The organism is Mycobacterium sp. PDNC021, assembly GCF_048282635.1.
Classification (GTDB): domain Bacteria; phylum Actinomycetota; class Actinomycetes; order Mycobacteriales; family Mycobacteriaceae; genus Mycobacterium; species Mycobacterium llatzerense.
Window position 1 is genome coordinate 3028455 of the sequence record NZ_CP182502.1, and the last position, 15812, is coordinate 3044266.

Below are 15812 nucleotides of genomic sequence, written 5' to 3' on the forward strand. Positions count from 1 at the left end.
ATGATGGCGACGTAATCAGCGGATTTGTACTTATTTGACCAAAAGGGAGTGCCCGGTGGTGGACTTTTCAGCGATCACCGCTCCAGTGGAGCGGTTGGTGGCTACCGCCCAGAACGGGTTGGAAGTGCTTCGCTACGGCGGGCTGGAGACCGGTGCCGTGCCATCGCCGTTCCAGATCGTCGAGAGCGTGCCGATGTACCGGCTGCGGCGCTACTTCCCGCCGGACACCCGCCCGGGTGCCGCCGCGGCGGGCTCGCCAGTGCTGATGGTGCACCCGATGATGATGTCCGCGGATATGTGGGATGTGACGCGTGACGACGGCGCCGTCGGCATTCTGCATGCCGCGGGACTCGATCCGTGGGTCATCGACTTCGGCTCACCCGATCAGGTCGAGGGCGGTATGGACCGCAACCTGGCCGATCACGTGGTGGGGCTCAGCGCGGCCATCGACACCGTCAAAGCCACCACCGGCAAGGACGTGCACCTGGCGGGCTATTCGCAGGGCGGCATGTTCGCCTACCAGACTGCCGCCTACCGACAGTCCCGCGACCTGGCCAGCATCGTGGCCTTCGGCTCGCCGGTCGACACCCTGGCTGCACTGCCGATGAACATGCCGGCCGGCCTCGCGACCAACGTCGCCGACTTCATGGCCGACCATGTCTTCAGCCGTCTCAACATCCCGGGTTGGTTGGCGCGCAATGGTTTCCAGATGCTGGACCCGATCAAGACCGCGCAGTCACGCCTGGACTTCCTGCGCCAGCTGCACGACCGCGAGGCCTTGCTGCCGCGTGAACAACAGCGCCGCTTCCTGGCCAGCGACGGCTGGATTGCCTGGTCCGGGCCGGCCATCGCCGAGCTGCTCAAGCAGTTCATCGCCCACAACCGCATGATGACCGGTGGTTTCGCCATCCACGGCAACCTGGTGACACTGGCCGACATCACCTGCCCGGTGCTCGCTGTGGTCGGCGAGGTCGACGACATCGGCCAGCCGGCCGCGGTGCGCGGCATCAAGCGGGCCGCCCAGGACGCCGACGTCTACGAATACCTCATCCGCGTCGGGCATTTCGGGCTCGTCGTGGGTTCCAAGGCGGCCAGTCAGAGCTGGCCGACGGTGGCGTCGTGGGTCAAGTGGCTCGACGCCGGCGGGCCGATGCCGGCCGACGTGGTGCCGATGCCGCTGCAGTCCGAATTGCCGCGCGAGTCGGTGCCGTTGGCGACCCGTGTCGCGCACGGTGCCGCGGCTGCCACCGAGATGGCCTTCACCCTGGCCAGCACCGCGGCCGACGCCGTGGTGTCGGCGGGCAAGTCCACGCGGGCGCTGGCCATCGAGACGGTCCGCACCCTGCCTCGTCTGGCCCGATTGGGTCAGATCAACGACCACACGCGAATCTCGTTGGGCCGCATCATCTGTGAGCAGGCCGAGGGCGCGCCGGACGGTGAATTCCTGCTGTTCGACGGTCGCGTGCACACCTACGAGGCGGTGGATCGCCGCATCAACAACGTCGTCCGCGGTCTGATCGAAGTCGGTGTCCGGCAGGGTGTTCGGGTCGGCGTCCTGATGGAAACCCGGCCCAGTGCGCTGGTCGCCATCGCGGCGTTGTCGCGCCTCGGCGCGGTCGCCGTGCTGATGCCGCCCGATGCTGACCTGGCGGTGGCGGCCCGCCTCGGCGGCGTCACCGACATCATCTCGGACCCCGCCAATCTCGACGCCGCCCGCCGGTTGCGCACCCGCGTGCTGGTGCTCGGTGGCGGCGAGAACCGCGACCTGCATCTGGACGAGGACGACGATGTCGACTTCATCATCGACATGGAGAAGATCAACCCCGACGTCGTCGAGCTGCCCGGCTGGTACCGGCCCAACCCGGGCTACGCGCAAGACCTGGCGTACGTCGCGTTCGCGAACGTCGGCGGCGAGCTGGTGGCCCGGCAGATCACCAACTTCCGTTGGGCGCTCTCGGCATTCGGCACCGCCTCGGCGGCCAACTTGGGCCGCGGCGACACGGTCTACTGCCTGACCCCGCTGCACCACCAGTCCGGCTTGCTCGTGTCGCTCGGCGGCGCGGTCGTCGGCGGTGCCCGCATCGCGCTGTCCCGCGGTCTGCGGCCCGACCGCTTCGTGCACGAACTGCGGCAGTACGGCGTCACCGTGGTGTCCTACACCTGGGCGATGCTGCGTGACGTCATCGATGATCCGTCGTTCGTACTCAACGGCACTCACCCGGTGCGCTTGTTCATCGGCTCAGGCATGCCGGCCGGATTGTGGCGCCGTGTCGAAGAGGCGTTCCAGCCTGCGCACATTCTGGAGTTCTTCACCACCACCGACGGTCAGGCCGTGCTGGCCAACGTGTCGGGCCTCAAGATCGGCAGCGAGGGCCGTCCGCTGCCGGGCGGCGGCCAGATCGCGCTGGCTGCCTACGACGTCGACGACGACCTGATCCTCGAGGGCGACGAGGGTTTCGTGGCGATCGCGGAACCCAACGAGGTGGGCGTCCTGCTGGCCAAGCCACGCGGCCCGGTCGACCCGACGGCGTCGGTCAAGCGCGGCGTCTTCGCGCCGGGCGACACCTGGGTGTCCACCGAGTTCCTGTTTCGCCGGGACGACGACGGCGACTACTGGATGGTCGATAACCGCCGCTCGGTCATCCGCACCCCGCGCGGCGCTGTGTTCGGCAAGGAGGTCGGCAATGCGCTGGGCCGCCTCGACGCGGTCGACATCGCCGTCACGTACCGCGTGCCGGTCGGCGATCGCGAGCTGGCGGTCACGGCGTTGAGCCTGCGTCCGGGCGGCAGCGTGCTCGCCGCCGATCTTCGTGAGGCGCTCATCGAGCTGCCGGTCGGAGTGGTGCCGGACCTCATCCACGTGGTGCCGGAGATGACGCTGAACGCGTCGTATCGCCCGGTACTCGCCGAGTTGCGTGCCGCGGGCGTGCCCGAATCGTCGGACAACGCGTGGCAGTTTGACGTGGACACCGACTCGTTCGTGCAGTTCACGTCGGCCTCTCACGCGGAGCTGACCGGGGACGGCAGTCTGTCGTGACAGCCTGCCGGTGCCGGTCAGCGCTGTTAGGCTGCGCTTGGTCATATCGAATGGAGGACGCATGACGTCACACACCAGCCGTCGCCGGCACGGTGTTGCCGGCGCGATTCTGGCGGGAGCGGTGGCTGCCGGCATGATGATCACTCCTGCCGCGGCGCACGCCGATGTCCTCGACGACCTCGACGCCGAGTACGACATCGGTGCCAGTGGCGGCGACCTCTCGAAGCTGCTGCACACCGCGCTCAAGCTGCGCGCCCAGGGCTTCGGCCCCTCGAGGGGCAACCTCGCCGATATCCAGGCGGCCCTTGACGATCGTCCCAATCAGGTGCCGCTGATCCACGCGCTGCAGGACACCGTGAAGTTCCAGAAGCGCAATCAGGCCCGTGCTGCCGGCGCGAAGCCGCAGAACCCCATCGTCATCGGTGGTCCGGGTGGCCTGCCGCCCGGCCTGGTGCCGGGCACCGGTGGCTCGCAGATTCCTTTGGGCGGATAACGAACGATGATCGACGAAGCGTTGTGCGCGATTTTGGTGTGCCCGCAGGACCGCGGTGAGCTGCTGCTGGTCGGGGACGAATTCTTGTACAACCCGCGGTTGCGTCGGGCGTACCGGATCGACGCCGGGGTCCCGGTGCTGCTCATCGACGAGGCGGTCGACATCACCGACGACGCCGAGCACCAGCGACTGATCGACGCCGCCCAGCGGTAGGTCAGCCCGGCAGGTCGCCAGTGAGATAGCGCTGCAGGTTGGGCCCGATCGTTTCCACGATCTGTTGCACCGGCAGCGATTTGAACGGCTCCAGTTCCAGGATGTAGCGGGCCATCACCACGCCGATCAGCTGGGATGCGACGAACTGCACCCGGATTCGTCCGGTGCCGGGTGGATTGTCAACGCGCGCACCGACTTCGGTGGTGATGACGTCTTCCAGGAAGATTCGGATCAGGTTGACGTCGTCGCCGGCCAGCATCGAGCGCAGCGCTGCGATGAAGCCGACGCCGAGTTCGGAGTCCCAGATCGGGAGCAGCAGTGCCGGCAGGGTGTGCCCGAGTTCCTCGACGGGGGTGTTCCGCAGCGGCCCCAGCACCATCTGTGGGTCGACGGGAATGTGTACCGCGGCCGCGAAGAGTTGCTGCTTGGTCCCGAAATAGTGATGTACCAGCGCCGCGTCGACGCCCGCGGCGGCGGCGATCGCCCGTACCGAGGTGTTGTTGAATCCGTTGCGGGCGAACAGCTCCCGCGCACAGGCAAGGATCGTCTCCTTGGTGTCCGATGGTCCGGTCGGACGGCCGGGGGGCTTGCGGCGGGGCCGCGGCTGCGTCGCGGTCATGGGGTCCGACGGCGCAGGGTCGCGGCGGCCAGGCACATGGTGACGACCGCGAACGCGATCACGATGACGATGTCCCGCACGGTGGTGCTGGTGATCTCGGTGTGGTCGGCCACCTCGCGAAGCGCCTCCAGTGCGTAGGTCGCGGGCAGTGCGTCACTGATCCACCGCAACCAGTCGGGCAGCATCTCACGCGGAACGATGATGCCGCACAACAACAATTGCGGCACGATCACGACCGGCATGAACTGCACGGCCTGGAACTCGGTGCGCGCGAACGCACTGCACAACAGGCCCAGTCCGACGCCGAGCACGGCGTTGATGATCGCGATCAGGAATACCAGCGCGGGGCTGCCCGCGGTGTCGAACCCGAGGAACCAGAACGACACCAGACAGGCCAGCGTCGCCTGCGCGGCCGCGGCCACGGAGAACGCCGATCCGTAGGCGGCCAACAGATCCAGCCGGCGCAGGGGAGTGGTCAGGATTCGTTCCAACGTGCCCGAAACCCGTTCGCGCTGCATGGTTATCGAGGTGATCAGGAACATCACGATCAACGGGAAGACGCCAAGCAGGATCAGGCAGGCGTTGTTGAACGGCGACAGCGTGCCAGGCCGGTGCGGCAGATCCTGGAACATGAAGTACATCAGCGTGATGACGGCGCTCGGCACCACCAGGATCATCGCCATGCTGCGATGGTCGGCGGCGAGCTGACGCAGGATGCGGGCAGTGGTGGCCAGATAGGGCTGCAACGTCAGCCGGCTTTGGCCGCGGTGCTGCGCCTGATGATGGTCAGAAACGCTTCCTCCAGCGATGAACATCCGGTGTCCTCTCGTAGATGGGTGGGCGTGGTGTGCTCGAGTAGGCGGCCTTCGCGCATCAGCAACAGTTCCCCGCAGTGGTCGGCCTCGTCCATCACATGGCTGGACACCAGCAGGGTGGTGCCGCCGCGGGCCAGCCGGTCGAATTGTTCCCACAGGTCGACGCGTAGCACCGGGTCCAGCCCGACGGTCGGTTCGTCGAGCACCAGCAGGTCAGGTTTGGACACCAGCGCACACGCCAGTGATGCCCGGGTCCGCTGGCCGCCAGATAGGTTGCCGCAGAACGCGGTTCGGTGATCCTGCAGCCCGACGGCGGCGATGGCGTCGTCGGCCGCGGTCTTGCCGGAGCCCGTCAATGCGGCGAAATAGCGCACGTTGTCGATGACGCGCAGGTCGTTGTAGACCGTCGGCTCCTGGGTCACATAGCCGACGCGGCGACGCAGCTCCGCTGATCCGGCGGGTTTTCCGAGCACGGTGACGGTGCCCTTCGTGATGATCTGGGTACCCACGACGGCGCGCATCAGGGTGGTCTTGCCGCAGCCCGAAGGGCCGAGCAGTCCGGTGATGCTGCCGCGCCGCACCTGCAGGGACACTTCATCGATCGCGCGTCGCTTACCGCGGACGACGGTCAGACTGTCGACCAGAATCGCGACGTCAGGGGCATGATCCGTTAATTCATCAATCGATGAACTCATCATAGGATGAATAATCCGCTCGCGGCGTGGACATGTCAATGGCGGGCCTTCGAGCGGGCAGAATGACGGGCCATGAGCGCCGCGCAACTCGCCGTCGACCCGGTCACCGCGGCCCGGCGCCTGCTCGGGGCGACGCTGTACGGCCGCGACGTGGTCGCCACCGTGGTGGAGGTCGAGGCCTACGGCGGGCCGCCGTCAGGGCCCTGGCCGGACGGGGCGGCGCACTCGTTCCGCGGCCCGACACCTCGAAGTGCGGTGATGTTCGGGCCGGCCGGCCGGCTGTACACCTACCGCAGCCACGGAATTCACGTGTGCGCCAACGTCGTCTGCTGCGCCGACGGGGTGGCGGGTGCGGTGTTGCTGCGTGCGGCCCGCGTCATCGACGGCTGTGGTGCCGCCCGAGGCCGCCGACGCGCCGGCGTTGCGCCGGCCGCGATTGCCCGCGGGCCCGGCAATCTGTGCGAGGCGCTCGGAATTACCTTGGCGGACAACGCTATTGACCTGACGGATCGACGATCCCCGGTTCGGCTGGAACTGAACGCGCTGCAGGAGGGGAGTGCCGGGCCGCGCGTGGGCGTCAGCCAGGCCGCCGACCGGCCGTGGCGATTCTGGCTGGCGGACACTCCGGAGGTTTCGGCCTACCGGCGCAGTCCCCGGGCGGCCGCGCCGGGGGATAGTGACTGATGGCAGCCGCTGACCTGCGATAGGGGAAGATCGACGTCGTGAGTACTGGCATCCTCGATGAACTGGACTGGCGCGGACTGATCGCGCAATCGACCGACCGCGAAGCGCTTGCCGCCGCGACCACGGATGGGCCGCTCACTCTGTATGCCGGCTTCGATCCGACCGCGCCCAGCCTGCACGCCGGACATCTGGTTCCCCTGCTCACGCTGCGGCGATTCCAGCAGGCCGGGCACCGTCCCATCGTGCTGGCCGGTGGTGCGACCGGCATGATCGGCGATCCCCGGGACAACGGGGAGCGGACGATGAACACGGCCGACACCGTCGCCGACTGGTCTGAACGCATTCGCGGCCAACTCGAGCGATTCGTCGAGTTCAACGGCTCCGGCAATGGCGCGATCGTCGAGAACAACCTGTCCTGGACCGGGCCGATGTCGGCCATCGAATTCCTGCGTGACGTGGGCAAACACTTCTCGGTCAACGTCATGCTCGACCGCGACACCATCAGAAGGCGACTTGAGGGCGAGGGCATCTCGTACACCGAGTTCAGCTACATGCTCCTGCAGGCCAATGACTTCGTCGAGCTGCACAAGAAGCACGGCTGCAGCCTGCAGATCGGTGGCTCCGACCAGTGGGGAAACATCATCGCGGGCGTCCGGCTGGTGCGTCAGAAGCTGGGTGCGACGGCGCATGCGCTGACGGTTCCGCTGGTCACCTCGGCTGACGGCAAGAAGTTCGGCAAGTCGACCGGTGGCGGCAATCTGTGGCTCGACCCCGAGCTGACCAGCCCATATGCCTGGTATCAGTACTTCGTGAACGCGGCTGACGCGGATGTCGTCGGCTATCTGCGCTGGTTCACCTTCCTGTCCGCCGACGAACTCGGCGAACTGGCGACCGCCACGGCGGAGCGTCCTCACGAACGGGCTGCTCAACGCCGGCTGGCTCGGGAATTGACCACTTTGGTGCACGGCCAGGCCGCGACCGATGCCGTCGAACTGGCCAGTCAGGCGCTGTTCGGCCGTGCCGAACTGAGGGATCTCGACGCATCGACGCTGGCCGCGGCGCTGACCGAAGCCAGTAATGGCCAGGTCGCGGAGCTGGCGCCCGGTGGTCCGGACGGGATCGCCGACCTGTTGGTGGCGACGGGACTGTCCAAGAGTCGTGGTGAAGCGCGTCGGACGGTCGCCGAGGGCGGCGTTTACGTCAACAACGCACGCGTGGAAAGCGACGAGTGGGTACCACAGCCGACCGATTTTCTGGGTGATCGCTGGCTGGTGTTGCGGCGTGGCAAGCGCCACATCGCGGGGGTGCGCCGGGATGCAGGCCTGACCGGGGGGAATAACCCGCTGTGACCAGGGGAAACGGCCTCCTGACCTGGCGATTTGACTCGCTGTTAGCCCTGCCGTAACTTATTCCAGGTCAGAGCGACACGGACAAGCGCCGGAGAGCGAAGACCAAATCCGAGAGTAACACCCATTAAGTTGGGAGTTCCTCACTGCCCGCACACGGACCGCGGCTTTTAGCCGCGGGTTTGTTGCGCGGTCAGGCCGGGCGTGTTGTTTGAGAACTCAATAGTGTGTTTGGTGGTTTTTGTTTGTTGTTTTTTTGGCCATGCCTCTTGTTTTCCCGTTTGTGGGGTGTGGTTGTTTTTTTGATGCCAGTTTGTTTGGTGTCTTTTGTTTGTGATCGGATTTTTCTGATTCGGATTCCACCTGTCTTTGGATGGGTTGTTTTTGTTTGGAGAGTTTGATCCTGGCTCAGGACGAACGCTGGCGGCGTGCTTAACACATGCAAGTCGAACGGAAAGGCCCTTCGGGGTACTCGAGTGGCGAACGGGTGAGTAACACGTGGGTGATCTGCCCTGCACTTTGGGATAAGCCTGGGAAACTGGGTCTAATACCGAATATGACCGCGCTCTTCATGGGGTGTGGTGGAAAGCTTTTGCGGTGTGGGATGGGCCCGCGGCCTATCAGCTTGTTGGTGGGGTAATGGCCTACCAAGGCGACGACGGGTAGCCGGCCTGAGAGGGTGACCGGCCACACTGGGACTGAGATACGGCCCAGACTCCTACGGGAGGCAGCAGTGGGGAATATTGCACAATGGGCGCAAGCCTGATGCAGCGACGCCGCGTGAGGGATGACGGCCTTCGGGTTGTAAACCTCTTTCACCAGGGACGAAGCGCAAGTGACGGTACCTGGAGAAGAAGCACCGGCCAACTACGTGCCAGCAGCCGCGGTAATACGTAGGGTGCGAGCGTTGTCCGGAATTACTGGGCGTAAAGAGCTCGTAGGTGGTTTGTCGCGTTGTTCGTGAAAACTCACAGCTTAACTGTGGGCGTGCGGGCGATACGGGCAGACTAGAGTACTGCAGGGGAGACTGGAATTCCTGGTGTAGCGGTGGAATGCGCAGATATCAGGAGGAACACCGGTGGCGAAGGCGGGTCTCTGGGCAGTAACTGACGCTGAGGAGCGAAAGCGTGGGGAGCGAACAGGATTAGATACCCTGGTAGTCCACGCCGTAAACGGTGGGTACTAGGTGTGGGTTCCTTCCTTGGGATCCGTGCCGTAGCTAACGCATTAAGTACCCCGCCTGGGGAGTACGGCCGCAAGGCTAAAACTCAAAGGAATTGACGGGGGCCCGCACAAGCGGCGGAGCATGTGGATTAATTCGATGCAACGCGAAGAACCTTACCTGGGTTTGACATGCACAGGACGCTGGTAGAGATATCAGTTCCCTTGTGGCCTGTGTGCAGGTGGTGCATGGCTGTCGTCAGCTCGTGTCGTGAGATGTTGGGTTAAGTCCCGCAACGAGCGCAACCCCTATCTTATGTTGCCAGCGCGTTATGGCGGGGACTCGTAAGAGACTGCCGGGGTCAACTCGGAGGAAGGTGGGGATGACGTCAAGTCATCATGCCCCTTATGTCCAGGGCTTCACACATGCTACAATGGCCGGTACAAAGGGCTGCGAATCCGCGAGGTGGAGCGAATCCCTTGAAAGCCGGTCTCAGTTCGGATCGGGGTCTGCAACTCGACCCCGTGAAGTTGGAGTCGCTAGTAATCGCAGATCAGCAACGCTGCGGTGAATACGTTCCCGGGCCTTGTACACACCGCCCGTCACGTCATGAAAGTCGGTAACACCCGAAGCCGGTGGCCTAACCCCTCGTGGGAGGGAGCCGTCGAAGGTGGGATCGGCGATTGGGACGAAGTCGTAACAAGGTAGCCGTACCGGAAGGTGCGGCTGGATCACCTCCTTTCTAAGGAGCATCATTTATCGATTCCCCCGTGCCGGCAATAGTGTCGGGGTTCATGGTTGGGAGATGGCCGGCGCCTGTAGTGGGTGTGCTGGTGGGTGCATACAACAAACGTTCGTCCCGGTGGAAAGCCTGGGGCGTGAAGAATGGCCAGACACACTGTTGGGTCCTGAGACAACAGGCCCGTTGCTTCCCCCGTGTGGGTGGGAGACACCGCTCCGTTGGGGGTGGTGGGGGTTGTTGTTGCCTCACCGGTTTTGGTGGTGGGGTGTGGTGTTTGACTTGTGGATAGTGGTTGCGAGCATCTAACGCGCAAATGTGCACTCCGAATCTTCGGGTTCGGGGATGTTTTTTGTGTGTTGATGTGCAATTTTGATTCTTGTTTTCAATTGGTTTTTGTGCGTAAGTGTTTAAGGGCGCATGGTGGATGCCTTGGCATCAGAGGCCGATGAAGGACGTAGGAGGCTGCGATAAGCCTCGGGGAGCTGCCAACCGAGCGTTGATCCGAGGATGTCCGAATGGGGAAACCCAGCACGAGTTATGTCGTGTTACCCATGCCTGAATATATAGGGTGTGGGAGGTAACGCGGGGAAGTGAAACATCTCAGTACCCGTAGGAAGAGAAAACAATTGTGATTCCGTGAGTAGTGGCGAGCGAAAGCGGATGAGGCTAAACCGTATGCATGTGATACCGGGTAGGGGTTGTGTGTGCGGGGTTGTGGGACCTATCTTTTCAGCTCTATCCGGCTGGAGGGCAGTAAGAAAATGTCGTGGTTAACGGAAGTGGCTTGGGATGGCCTGCCGTAGAGGGTGAGAGTCCCGTACGTGAAAACCCGATGTCTGCCTTGATGGTGTTCCCGAGTAGCAGCGGGCCCGTGAAATCTGCTGTGAATCTGCCGAGACCACTCGGTAAGCCTAAATACCTTCTGATGACCGATAGCGGATTAGTACCGTGAGGGAATGGTGAAAAGTACCCCGGGAGGGGAGTGAAATAGTACCTGAAACCGTGTGCCTACAATCCGTCAGAGCCCTCCTTTTGGTGGGGTGATGGCGTGCCTTTTGAAGAATGAGCCTGCGAGTCAGGGACATGTCGCGAGGTTAACCCGTGGGGGGTAGCCGTAGCGAAAGCGAGTCTGAATAGGGCGTATCCCGTAAGGGTGTAGTGGCATGTTCTGGACCCGAAGCGGAGTGATCTACCCATGGCCAGGGTGAAGCGCGGGTAAGACCGCGTGGAGGCCCGAACCCACTTAGGTTGAAGACTGAGGGGATGAGTTGTGGGTAGGGGTGAAAGGCCAATCAAACTCCGTGATAGCTGGTTCTCCCCGAAATGCATTTAGGTGCAGCGTTGCGTGTTTCTTGCCGGAGGTAGAGCTACTGGATGGCCGATGGGCCTCACCAGGTTACTGACGTCAGCCAAACTCCGAATGCCGGTAAGACAAAAGCGTGGCAGTGAGACGGCGGGGGATAAGCTCCGTGCGTCGAGAGGGAAACAGCCCAGATCGCCGACTAAGGCCCCTAAGCGTGTGCTAAGTGGAAAAGGATGTGCAGTCGCGAAGACAACCAGGAGGTTGGCTTAGAAGCAGCCACCCTTGAAAGAGTGCGTAATAGCTCACTGGTCAAGTGATTGTGCGCCGATAATGTAGCGGGGCTCAAGCACACCGCCGAAGTCGCGGCATCCGCAAGGATGGGTAGGGGAGCGTCCTGCATCCGGTGAAGCAGCCTAGTGATGGAGCTGTGGAGGGTGTGGGAGTGAGAATGCAGGCATGAGTAGCGAATAGGCAAGTGAGAACCTTGCCCGCCGAAAGACCAAGGGTTCCTGGGGCAGGCCAGTCCGCCCAGGGTGAGTCGGGACCTAAGGCGAGGCCGACAGGCGTAGTCGATGGACAACGGGTTGATATTCCCGTACCCGTGTGTGTGCGTCCGTGATGAATCCATTGTGCTAACCATCCAAATGGCACGTGATGATCCTTTCGGGGATCACGTGTTGCCGGCTGCGTGGGACCCTGGTGGGTAGTAGTCAAGCGACGGGGTGACGCAGGAAGGTAGCCGTACCGGTCAGTGGTAATACCGGGGTAAGCCTGTAGGACGAACGATAGGCAAATCCGTCGTTCATATGTCTGAGAGGTGATGCATAGCCGAGTGAGGCGAATTCGGTGATCCTATGCTGCCAAGAAAAGCCTCTAGCGAGTGCACACATGGCCCGTACCCCAAACCAACACAGGTGGTCAGGTAGAGAATACTAAGGCGTACGAGTTAACTATGGTTAAGGAACTCGGCAAAATACCTCCGTAACTTCGGGAGAAGGAGGACCCCTTACTGTCAACACCCTCGCGGTGGGCAGCGGTGGGGGGTGGCACAAACCAGTGAGAAGCGACTGTTTACTAAAAACACAGGTCCGTGCGAAGTCGCAAGACGATGTATACGGACTGACGCCTGCCCGGTGCTGGAAGGTTAAGAGGACCTGTTAACTCCTTCGGGGGTGAAGCGGAGAATTTAAGCCCCAGTAAACGGCGGTGGTAACTATAACCATCCTAAGGTAGCGAAATTCCTTGTCGGGTAAGTTCCGACCTGCACGAATGGCGTAACGACTTCTCAACTGTCTCAACCATAGACTCGGCGAAATTGCACTACGAGTAAAGATGCTCGTTACGCGCGGCAGGACGAAAAGACCCCGGGACCTTCACTACAACTTGGTATTGGAGTTCGGTACGGTTTGTGTAGGATAGGTGGGAGACTGTGAAGCGCACACGCCAGTGTGTGTGGAGTCGTTGTTGAAATACCACTCTGATCGTATTGGGCTTCTAACTTCGGACCGTATATCCGGTCCAGGGACAGTGCCTGGTGGGTAGTTTAACTGGGGCGGTTGCCTCCTAAAATGTAACGGAGGCGCCCAAAGGTTCCCTCAACCTGGACGGCAATCAGGTGTTGAGTGTAAGTGCACAAGGGAGCTTGACTGCGAGACCTACAAGTCGAGCAGGGACGAAAGTCGGGACTAGTGATCCGGCACCCCCGAGTGGAAGGGGTGTCGCTCAACGGATAAAAGGTACCCCGGGGATAACAGGCTGATCTTCCCCAAGAGTCCATATCGACGGGATGGTTTGGCACCTCGATGTCGGCTCGTCGCATCCTGGGGCTGGAGCAGGTCCCAAGGGTTGGGCTGTTCGCCCATTAAAGCGGCACGCGAGCTGGGTTTAGAACGTCGTGAGACAGTTCGGTCTCTATCCGCCGCGCGCGTCAGAAACTTGAGGAAACCTGTCCCTAGTACGAGAGGACCGGGACGGACGAACCTCTGGTCTACCAGTTGTCCCACCAGGGGCACCGCTGGATAGCTACGTTCGGACAGGATAACCGCTGAAAGCATCTAAGCGGGAAACCTCTTCCAAGACCAGGTTTCTCACCCTTTTAGAGGGATAAGGCCCCCCGCAGACCACGGGATTGATAGGCCAGACCTGCACACCCAGCAATGGGTTCAGGGAACTGGTACTAACCGGCCGAAAACTTACACACACCAAAAAAACTCCAATTGTGTGTAAATCAAGAACATTGCACATCGTGCCCGCAACCACATCCACGACACAAAAGTCGAACAGACCACACCCCACCACCAAATAACACCCCCCCAAGGGTGCCAACAGGCCGGTGGAGGCGTAATTAAATAGAGTTACGGCGGCAACAGCGGCAGGGAAACGCCCGGTCCCATCCCGAACCCGGAAGCTAAGCCTGCCAGCGCCGATGATACTGCCCTGCACGGGCGGAAAAGTAGGACACCGCCGAACACAAATTAGGAATCACCCCCCACATTTATGTGGGGGGTGATTCTATTTGAGGAATTTCTGTTTCTCAGCTCGGAAATAGGCCCCGGGCCGGCCGCCGATGGGTTCGGCCTAGTGCTCGGATGGCGAGTTTCGCGGGCAAAGTTCGGCCAGCGACTTGTCGGGCCGTATTCTGACCTGAGATTTCGTAGGGAAAGGTTCCAGTGGTCGACAACAGGCAGGGCGACGATCGTCGCCCCTCGCGCAGGGACGATGGCGACGCACGGCGAGGACAGCGGCCTCAGCGTGACCGTCCGCAGGGACCCAGGCGGCCCGGCTCCGATCGGAACGGCCGGCCACCTCAGTCCCGTGATGGCGCGTCGACGTCGGATCGGCCGGCTGGTCCCAGGTTGCCCGATGATGTCGAAGCCAAGCAGCTGTCGCCCGAGGTCCGTCGTGAGCTGACGACCCTCGACAAGGCGACTGCCGACTATGTGGCCAAGCACCTGGTCATGGCCGGCGATCTCATCGAAGAAGATCCTGAAGCAGCACTTGAGCATGCGCGGGCCGCGCGTGCTCGTGCTTCGCGCATCGCCGCAATCCGCGAAGCCGTCGGCATCGCGGCCTATTACTGCGGGGACTGGGCGCAGGCCCTGTCCGAGCTGCGCGCCGCGCGACGGATGGGGAGCAAGTCACCGCTGCTGGCCCTGATCGCCGACTGTGAGCGCGGCGTCGGCCGTCCGGAGCGCGCCATCGAGTTGGGCCGCAGTCCCGAGGCCGAGCAGCTCACCGGTGATGACGCCGACGAACTGAAGATCGTCCTGGCTGGTGCGCGGTGCGACCTGGGGCAGCCGGCTCAGGCGCTGGCGCTGCTGTCGAACCCGCCGCTGGATTCCACGCGCACGGGCCAGACCGCGGCGCGGTTGTTCTACGTGTACGCCGAGACGCTGCTCGCCCTCGACCGCACGAATGACGCGCTCCAGTGGTTCCTTCATGCGGCTGCCGCGGACCTGGAAGGCGTCACGGATGCCGAGGACCGCGCCGCCGAATTGGGCTGACGTGACGACGCTGGCACGGCTGCACGACTGTCTGCTCCTGGATCTCGACGGTACGGTCTTCCGTGGGCATGAGGCCACGGAAGGAGCTGTCGACGCGCTCGCAGCGGTCACGTCCCGCAAGCTCTACGTGACCAACAACGCCTCGCGAAGCCCGGCGGAGGTGGCCGATCACCTCGACGCGCTCGGCTTCTCCGCGCATGCCGACGATGTGGTGACCAGCGCCCAGAGTGCGGCACACCTGCTGGCGTTGCAGCTTCCGCAGGGCGCGAAGGTTCTGGTCATCGGAACCGATGCGCTGGTGACTGAGGTCGCCAACGTCGGGCTGCTTCCCGTGCGGCAATTCTCCGACGACCCCGTCGCTGTGGTGCAGGGACATTCGCCGCGGACCGGTTGGGTCGACCTCGCCGAGGCGGCCTTGACCATCCGGGCCGGCGGTCTCTGGGTGGCGGCCAACGTCGACAAGACGCTGCCGTCGGAGCGCGGACTGCTGCCGGGCAACGGGTCGATGGTCGCTGCGCTGCAGACCGCCACCGAACAGGTGCCGCTGGTCGCCGGCAAGCCGCAGCCGACGTTGATGAACGACGCCCTGGCCCGCGGCCGGTACGAGACCCCACTGGTGGTCGGGGACCGGCTCGACACCGATATTTCGGGAGCCAACGCCGCCGGTCTGCCGAGTCTGATGGTGTTGACCGGCGTGAACACCGCAGCCGACATGGTGCACGCCATCCCCGCGGAGCGGCCCGATTACGTGGCGCCTGATCTGCGCTCGCTCGCGACTCCTGCGGAGGCGCTGCGGATCGGGCCGCACCCCGCGTGGCAGGTCGAGACGTCGGGTGATGACGTCACTGTGCACGCCACCGGCGAACCCATCGACGACGCACTGTCGGTGGTCCGGGCCACCGCCGTCGCGGTATGGGCCACATCCGCGAACGGCCGGGTGCGGATCACGGCCGGCGACGACACGGCACGCGCCGCATTGGATCAGTGGTCGCTGCTCGACGGCACCGATCCGCTAGCGTGAACATCGCTATGAGTACCGATCCTGACCAGATCCGCGAAGACATCGCGGTCCTGCTGTCCCACCTCCCGGATCTGTCCGGCGAAGGTGACGAGACCCCGGACCTCGAAGCTGTCGCGGCGGGTTTGGACCACGCCCACAATCTGCTGGTCCGGGCCCTGGAATCGGTCGAGAAGGGGTGA

Annotated in this window: 11 protein-coding genes and 3 rRNA genes; 11 read left to right on the forward strand and 3 right to left on the reverse strand. The window is 63.3% G+C overall.

Features of this window, described 5'->3' with window-relative positions; genetic code table 11:
• Positions 1–55 precede the first annotated feature (55 nt).
• The 3 genes from ACNO8X_RS14330 (at position 56) to ACNO8X_RS14340 (ending at position 3743) form a co-directional block, all read left to right on the forward strand.
• Positions 56–3037 carry an acyl-CoA synthetase gene (locus ACNO8X_RS14330; RefSeq protein ID WP_418001526.1) on the forward strand — a complete coding sequence of 994 codons (2982 nt, stop codon included), beginning with the start codon at positions 56–58 and terminating at the stop codon, positions 3035–3037.
• A gap of 61 nt (positions 3038–3098) precedes the next feature.
• Positions 3099–3530: a hypothetical protein gene (locus ACNO8X_RS14335; protein WP_043399360.1), complete on the forward strand. Its 432-nt coding sequence runs from the start codon at positions 3099–3101 to the stop codon at positions 3528–3530.
• A gap of 6 nt (positions 3531–3536) precedes the next feature.
• Positions 3537–3743 carry a Trm112 family protein gene (locus ACNO8X_RS14340; RefSeq protein ID WP_418001527.1) on the forward strand — a complete coding sequence of 69 codons (207 nt, stop codon included), beginning with the start codon at positions 3537–3539 and terminating at the stop codon, positions 3741–3743.
• A gap of 1 nt (position 3744) precedes the next feature.
• Here ACNO8X_RS14340 and ACNO8X_RS14345 read toward each other — a convergent pair whose 3' ends face one another.
• Genes ACNO8X_RS14345 through ACNO8X_RS14355 form a run of 3 tightly spaced genes read right to left on the reverse strand, consistent with a single transcriptional unit; the run spans position 3745 to position 5875 of the window.
• Entirely contained in the window at positions 3745–4362 is a 618-nt protein-coding gene (locus ACNO8X_RS14345) for a TetR family transcriptional regulator (RefSeq protein ID WP_418001528.1), read from the reverse strand.
• The gene (locus tag ACNO8X_RS14350) at positions 4359–5177 is read right to left on the reverse strand and encodes an ABC transporter permease (protein ID WP_418001529.1); all 819 of its coding nucleotides are present in this window, start codon (positions 5175–5177) and stop codon (positions 4359–4361) included. The genes ACNO8X_RS14345 and ACNO8X_RS14350 overlap by 4 nt, the downstream gene beginning before the upstream one ends.
• Positions 5111–5875, reverse strand: a complete 765-nt coding sequence (locus ACNO8X_RS14355) for an ABC transporter ATP-binding protein (protein ID WP_418001530.1) — start codon at positions 5873–5875, stop codon at positions 5111–5113. Before ACNO8X_RS14355 ends, ACNO8X_RS14350 begins: the two co-directional genes overlap by 67 nt.
• A gap of 69 nt (positions 5876–5944) precedes the next feature.
• Here ACNO8X_RS14355 and ACNO8X_RS14360 point away from each other — a divergent pair, with 69 nt between their 5' ends.
• The 8 genes from ACNO8X_RS14360 to ACNO8X_RS14395 all read left to right on the forward strand — a co-directional run bounded on the left by ACNO8X_RS14360 (position 5945) and on the right by ACNO8X_RS14395 (position 15812).
• Positions 5945–6556, forward strand: a complete 612-nt coding sequence (locus ACNO8X_RS14360; RefSeq protein ID WP_418001531.1) for a DNA-3-methyladenine glycosylase — start codon at positions 5945–5947, stop codon at positions 6554–6556.
• A gap of 38 nt (positions 6557–6594) precedes the next feature.
• Positions 6595–7905 (forward strand): tyrosine--tRNA ligase, encoded by a 1311-nt coding sequence (tyrS, locus tag ACNO8X_RS14365; RefSeq protein WP_418001532.1) that lies wholly within the window; start codon positions 6595–6597, stop codon positions 7903–7905.
• A gap of 382 nt (positions 7906–8287) precedes the next feature.
• A 16S ribosomal RNA gene (locus ACNO8X_RS14370) occupies positions 8288–9806 on the forward strand.
• 397 nt (positions 9807–10203) lie between these two features.
• A 23S ribosomal RNA gene (locus tag ACNO8X_RS14375) occupies positions 10204–13309 on the forward strand.
• A gap of 155 nt (positions 13310–13464) precedes the next feature.
• Positions 13465–13578: ribosomal RNA gene (rrf, locus tag ACNO8X_RS14380) — 5S ribosomal RNA — on the forward strand.
• Together the 16S, 23S and 5S rRNA genes form the textbook arrangement of a ribosomal RNA operon.
• Before the next feature lie 200 nt (positions 13579–13778).
• A complete protein-coding gene (locus ACNO8X_RS14385; RefSeq protein WP_418001533.1) occupies positions 13779–14612 on the forward strand; it encodes a tetratricopeptide repeat protein in 834 nt (277 codons plus the stop codon).
• A 1-nt stretch (position 14613) separates the two neighbouring features.
• On the forward strand, positions 14614–15633 hold the full coding sequence (locus ACNO8X_RS14390; protein ID WP_418005902.1) for an HAD-IIA family hydrolase: 1020 nt from the start codon (positions 14614–14616) through the stop codon (positions 15631–15633).
• A gap of 8 nt (positions 15634–15641) precedes the next feature.
• Positions 15642–15812 carry a hypothetical protein gene (locus ACNO8X_RS14395; RefSeq protein WP_090562517.1) on the forward strand — a complete coding sequence of 57 codons (171 nt, stop codon included), beginning with the start codon at positions 15642–15644 and terminating at the stop codon, positions 15810–15812.

Coding starts and splice junctions, on each gene's coding strand:
- ACNO8X_RS14340 (WP_418001527.1), top strand. CDS start 3,537: ATGATCGACGAAGCGTTGTGCGCGATTTTGGTGTGCCCGCAGGACCGC.
- ACNO8X_RS14360 (WP_418001531.1), top strand. CDS start 5,945: ATGAGCGCCGCGCAACTCGCCGTCGACCCGGTCACCGCGGCCCGGCGC.
- ACNO8X_RS14335 (WP_043399360.1), top strand. CDS start 3,099: ATGACGTCACACACCAGCCGTCGCCGGCACGGTGTTGCCGGCGCGATT.
- ACNO8X_RS14395 (WP_090562517.1), top strand. CDS start 15,642: ATGAGTACCGATCCTGACCAGATCCGCGAAGACATCGCGGTCCTGCTG.
- ACNO8X_RS14350 (WP_418001529.1), bottom strand. CDS start 5,177: ATGTTCATCGCTGGAGGAAGCGTTTCTGACCATCATCAGGCGCAGCAC.
- ACNO8X_RS14345 (WP_418001528.1), bottom strand. CDS start 4,362: ATGACCGCGACGCAGCCGCGGCCCCGCCGCAAGCCCCCCGGCCGTCCG.
- ACNO8X_RS14355 (WP_418001530.1), bottom strand. CDS start 5,875: ATGATGAGTTCATCGATTGATGAATTAACGGATCATGCCCCTGACGTC.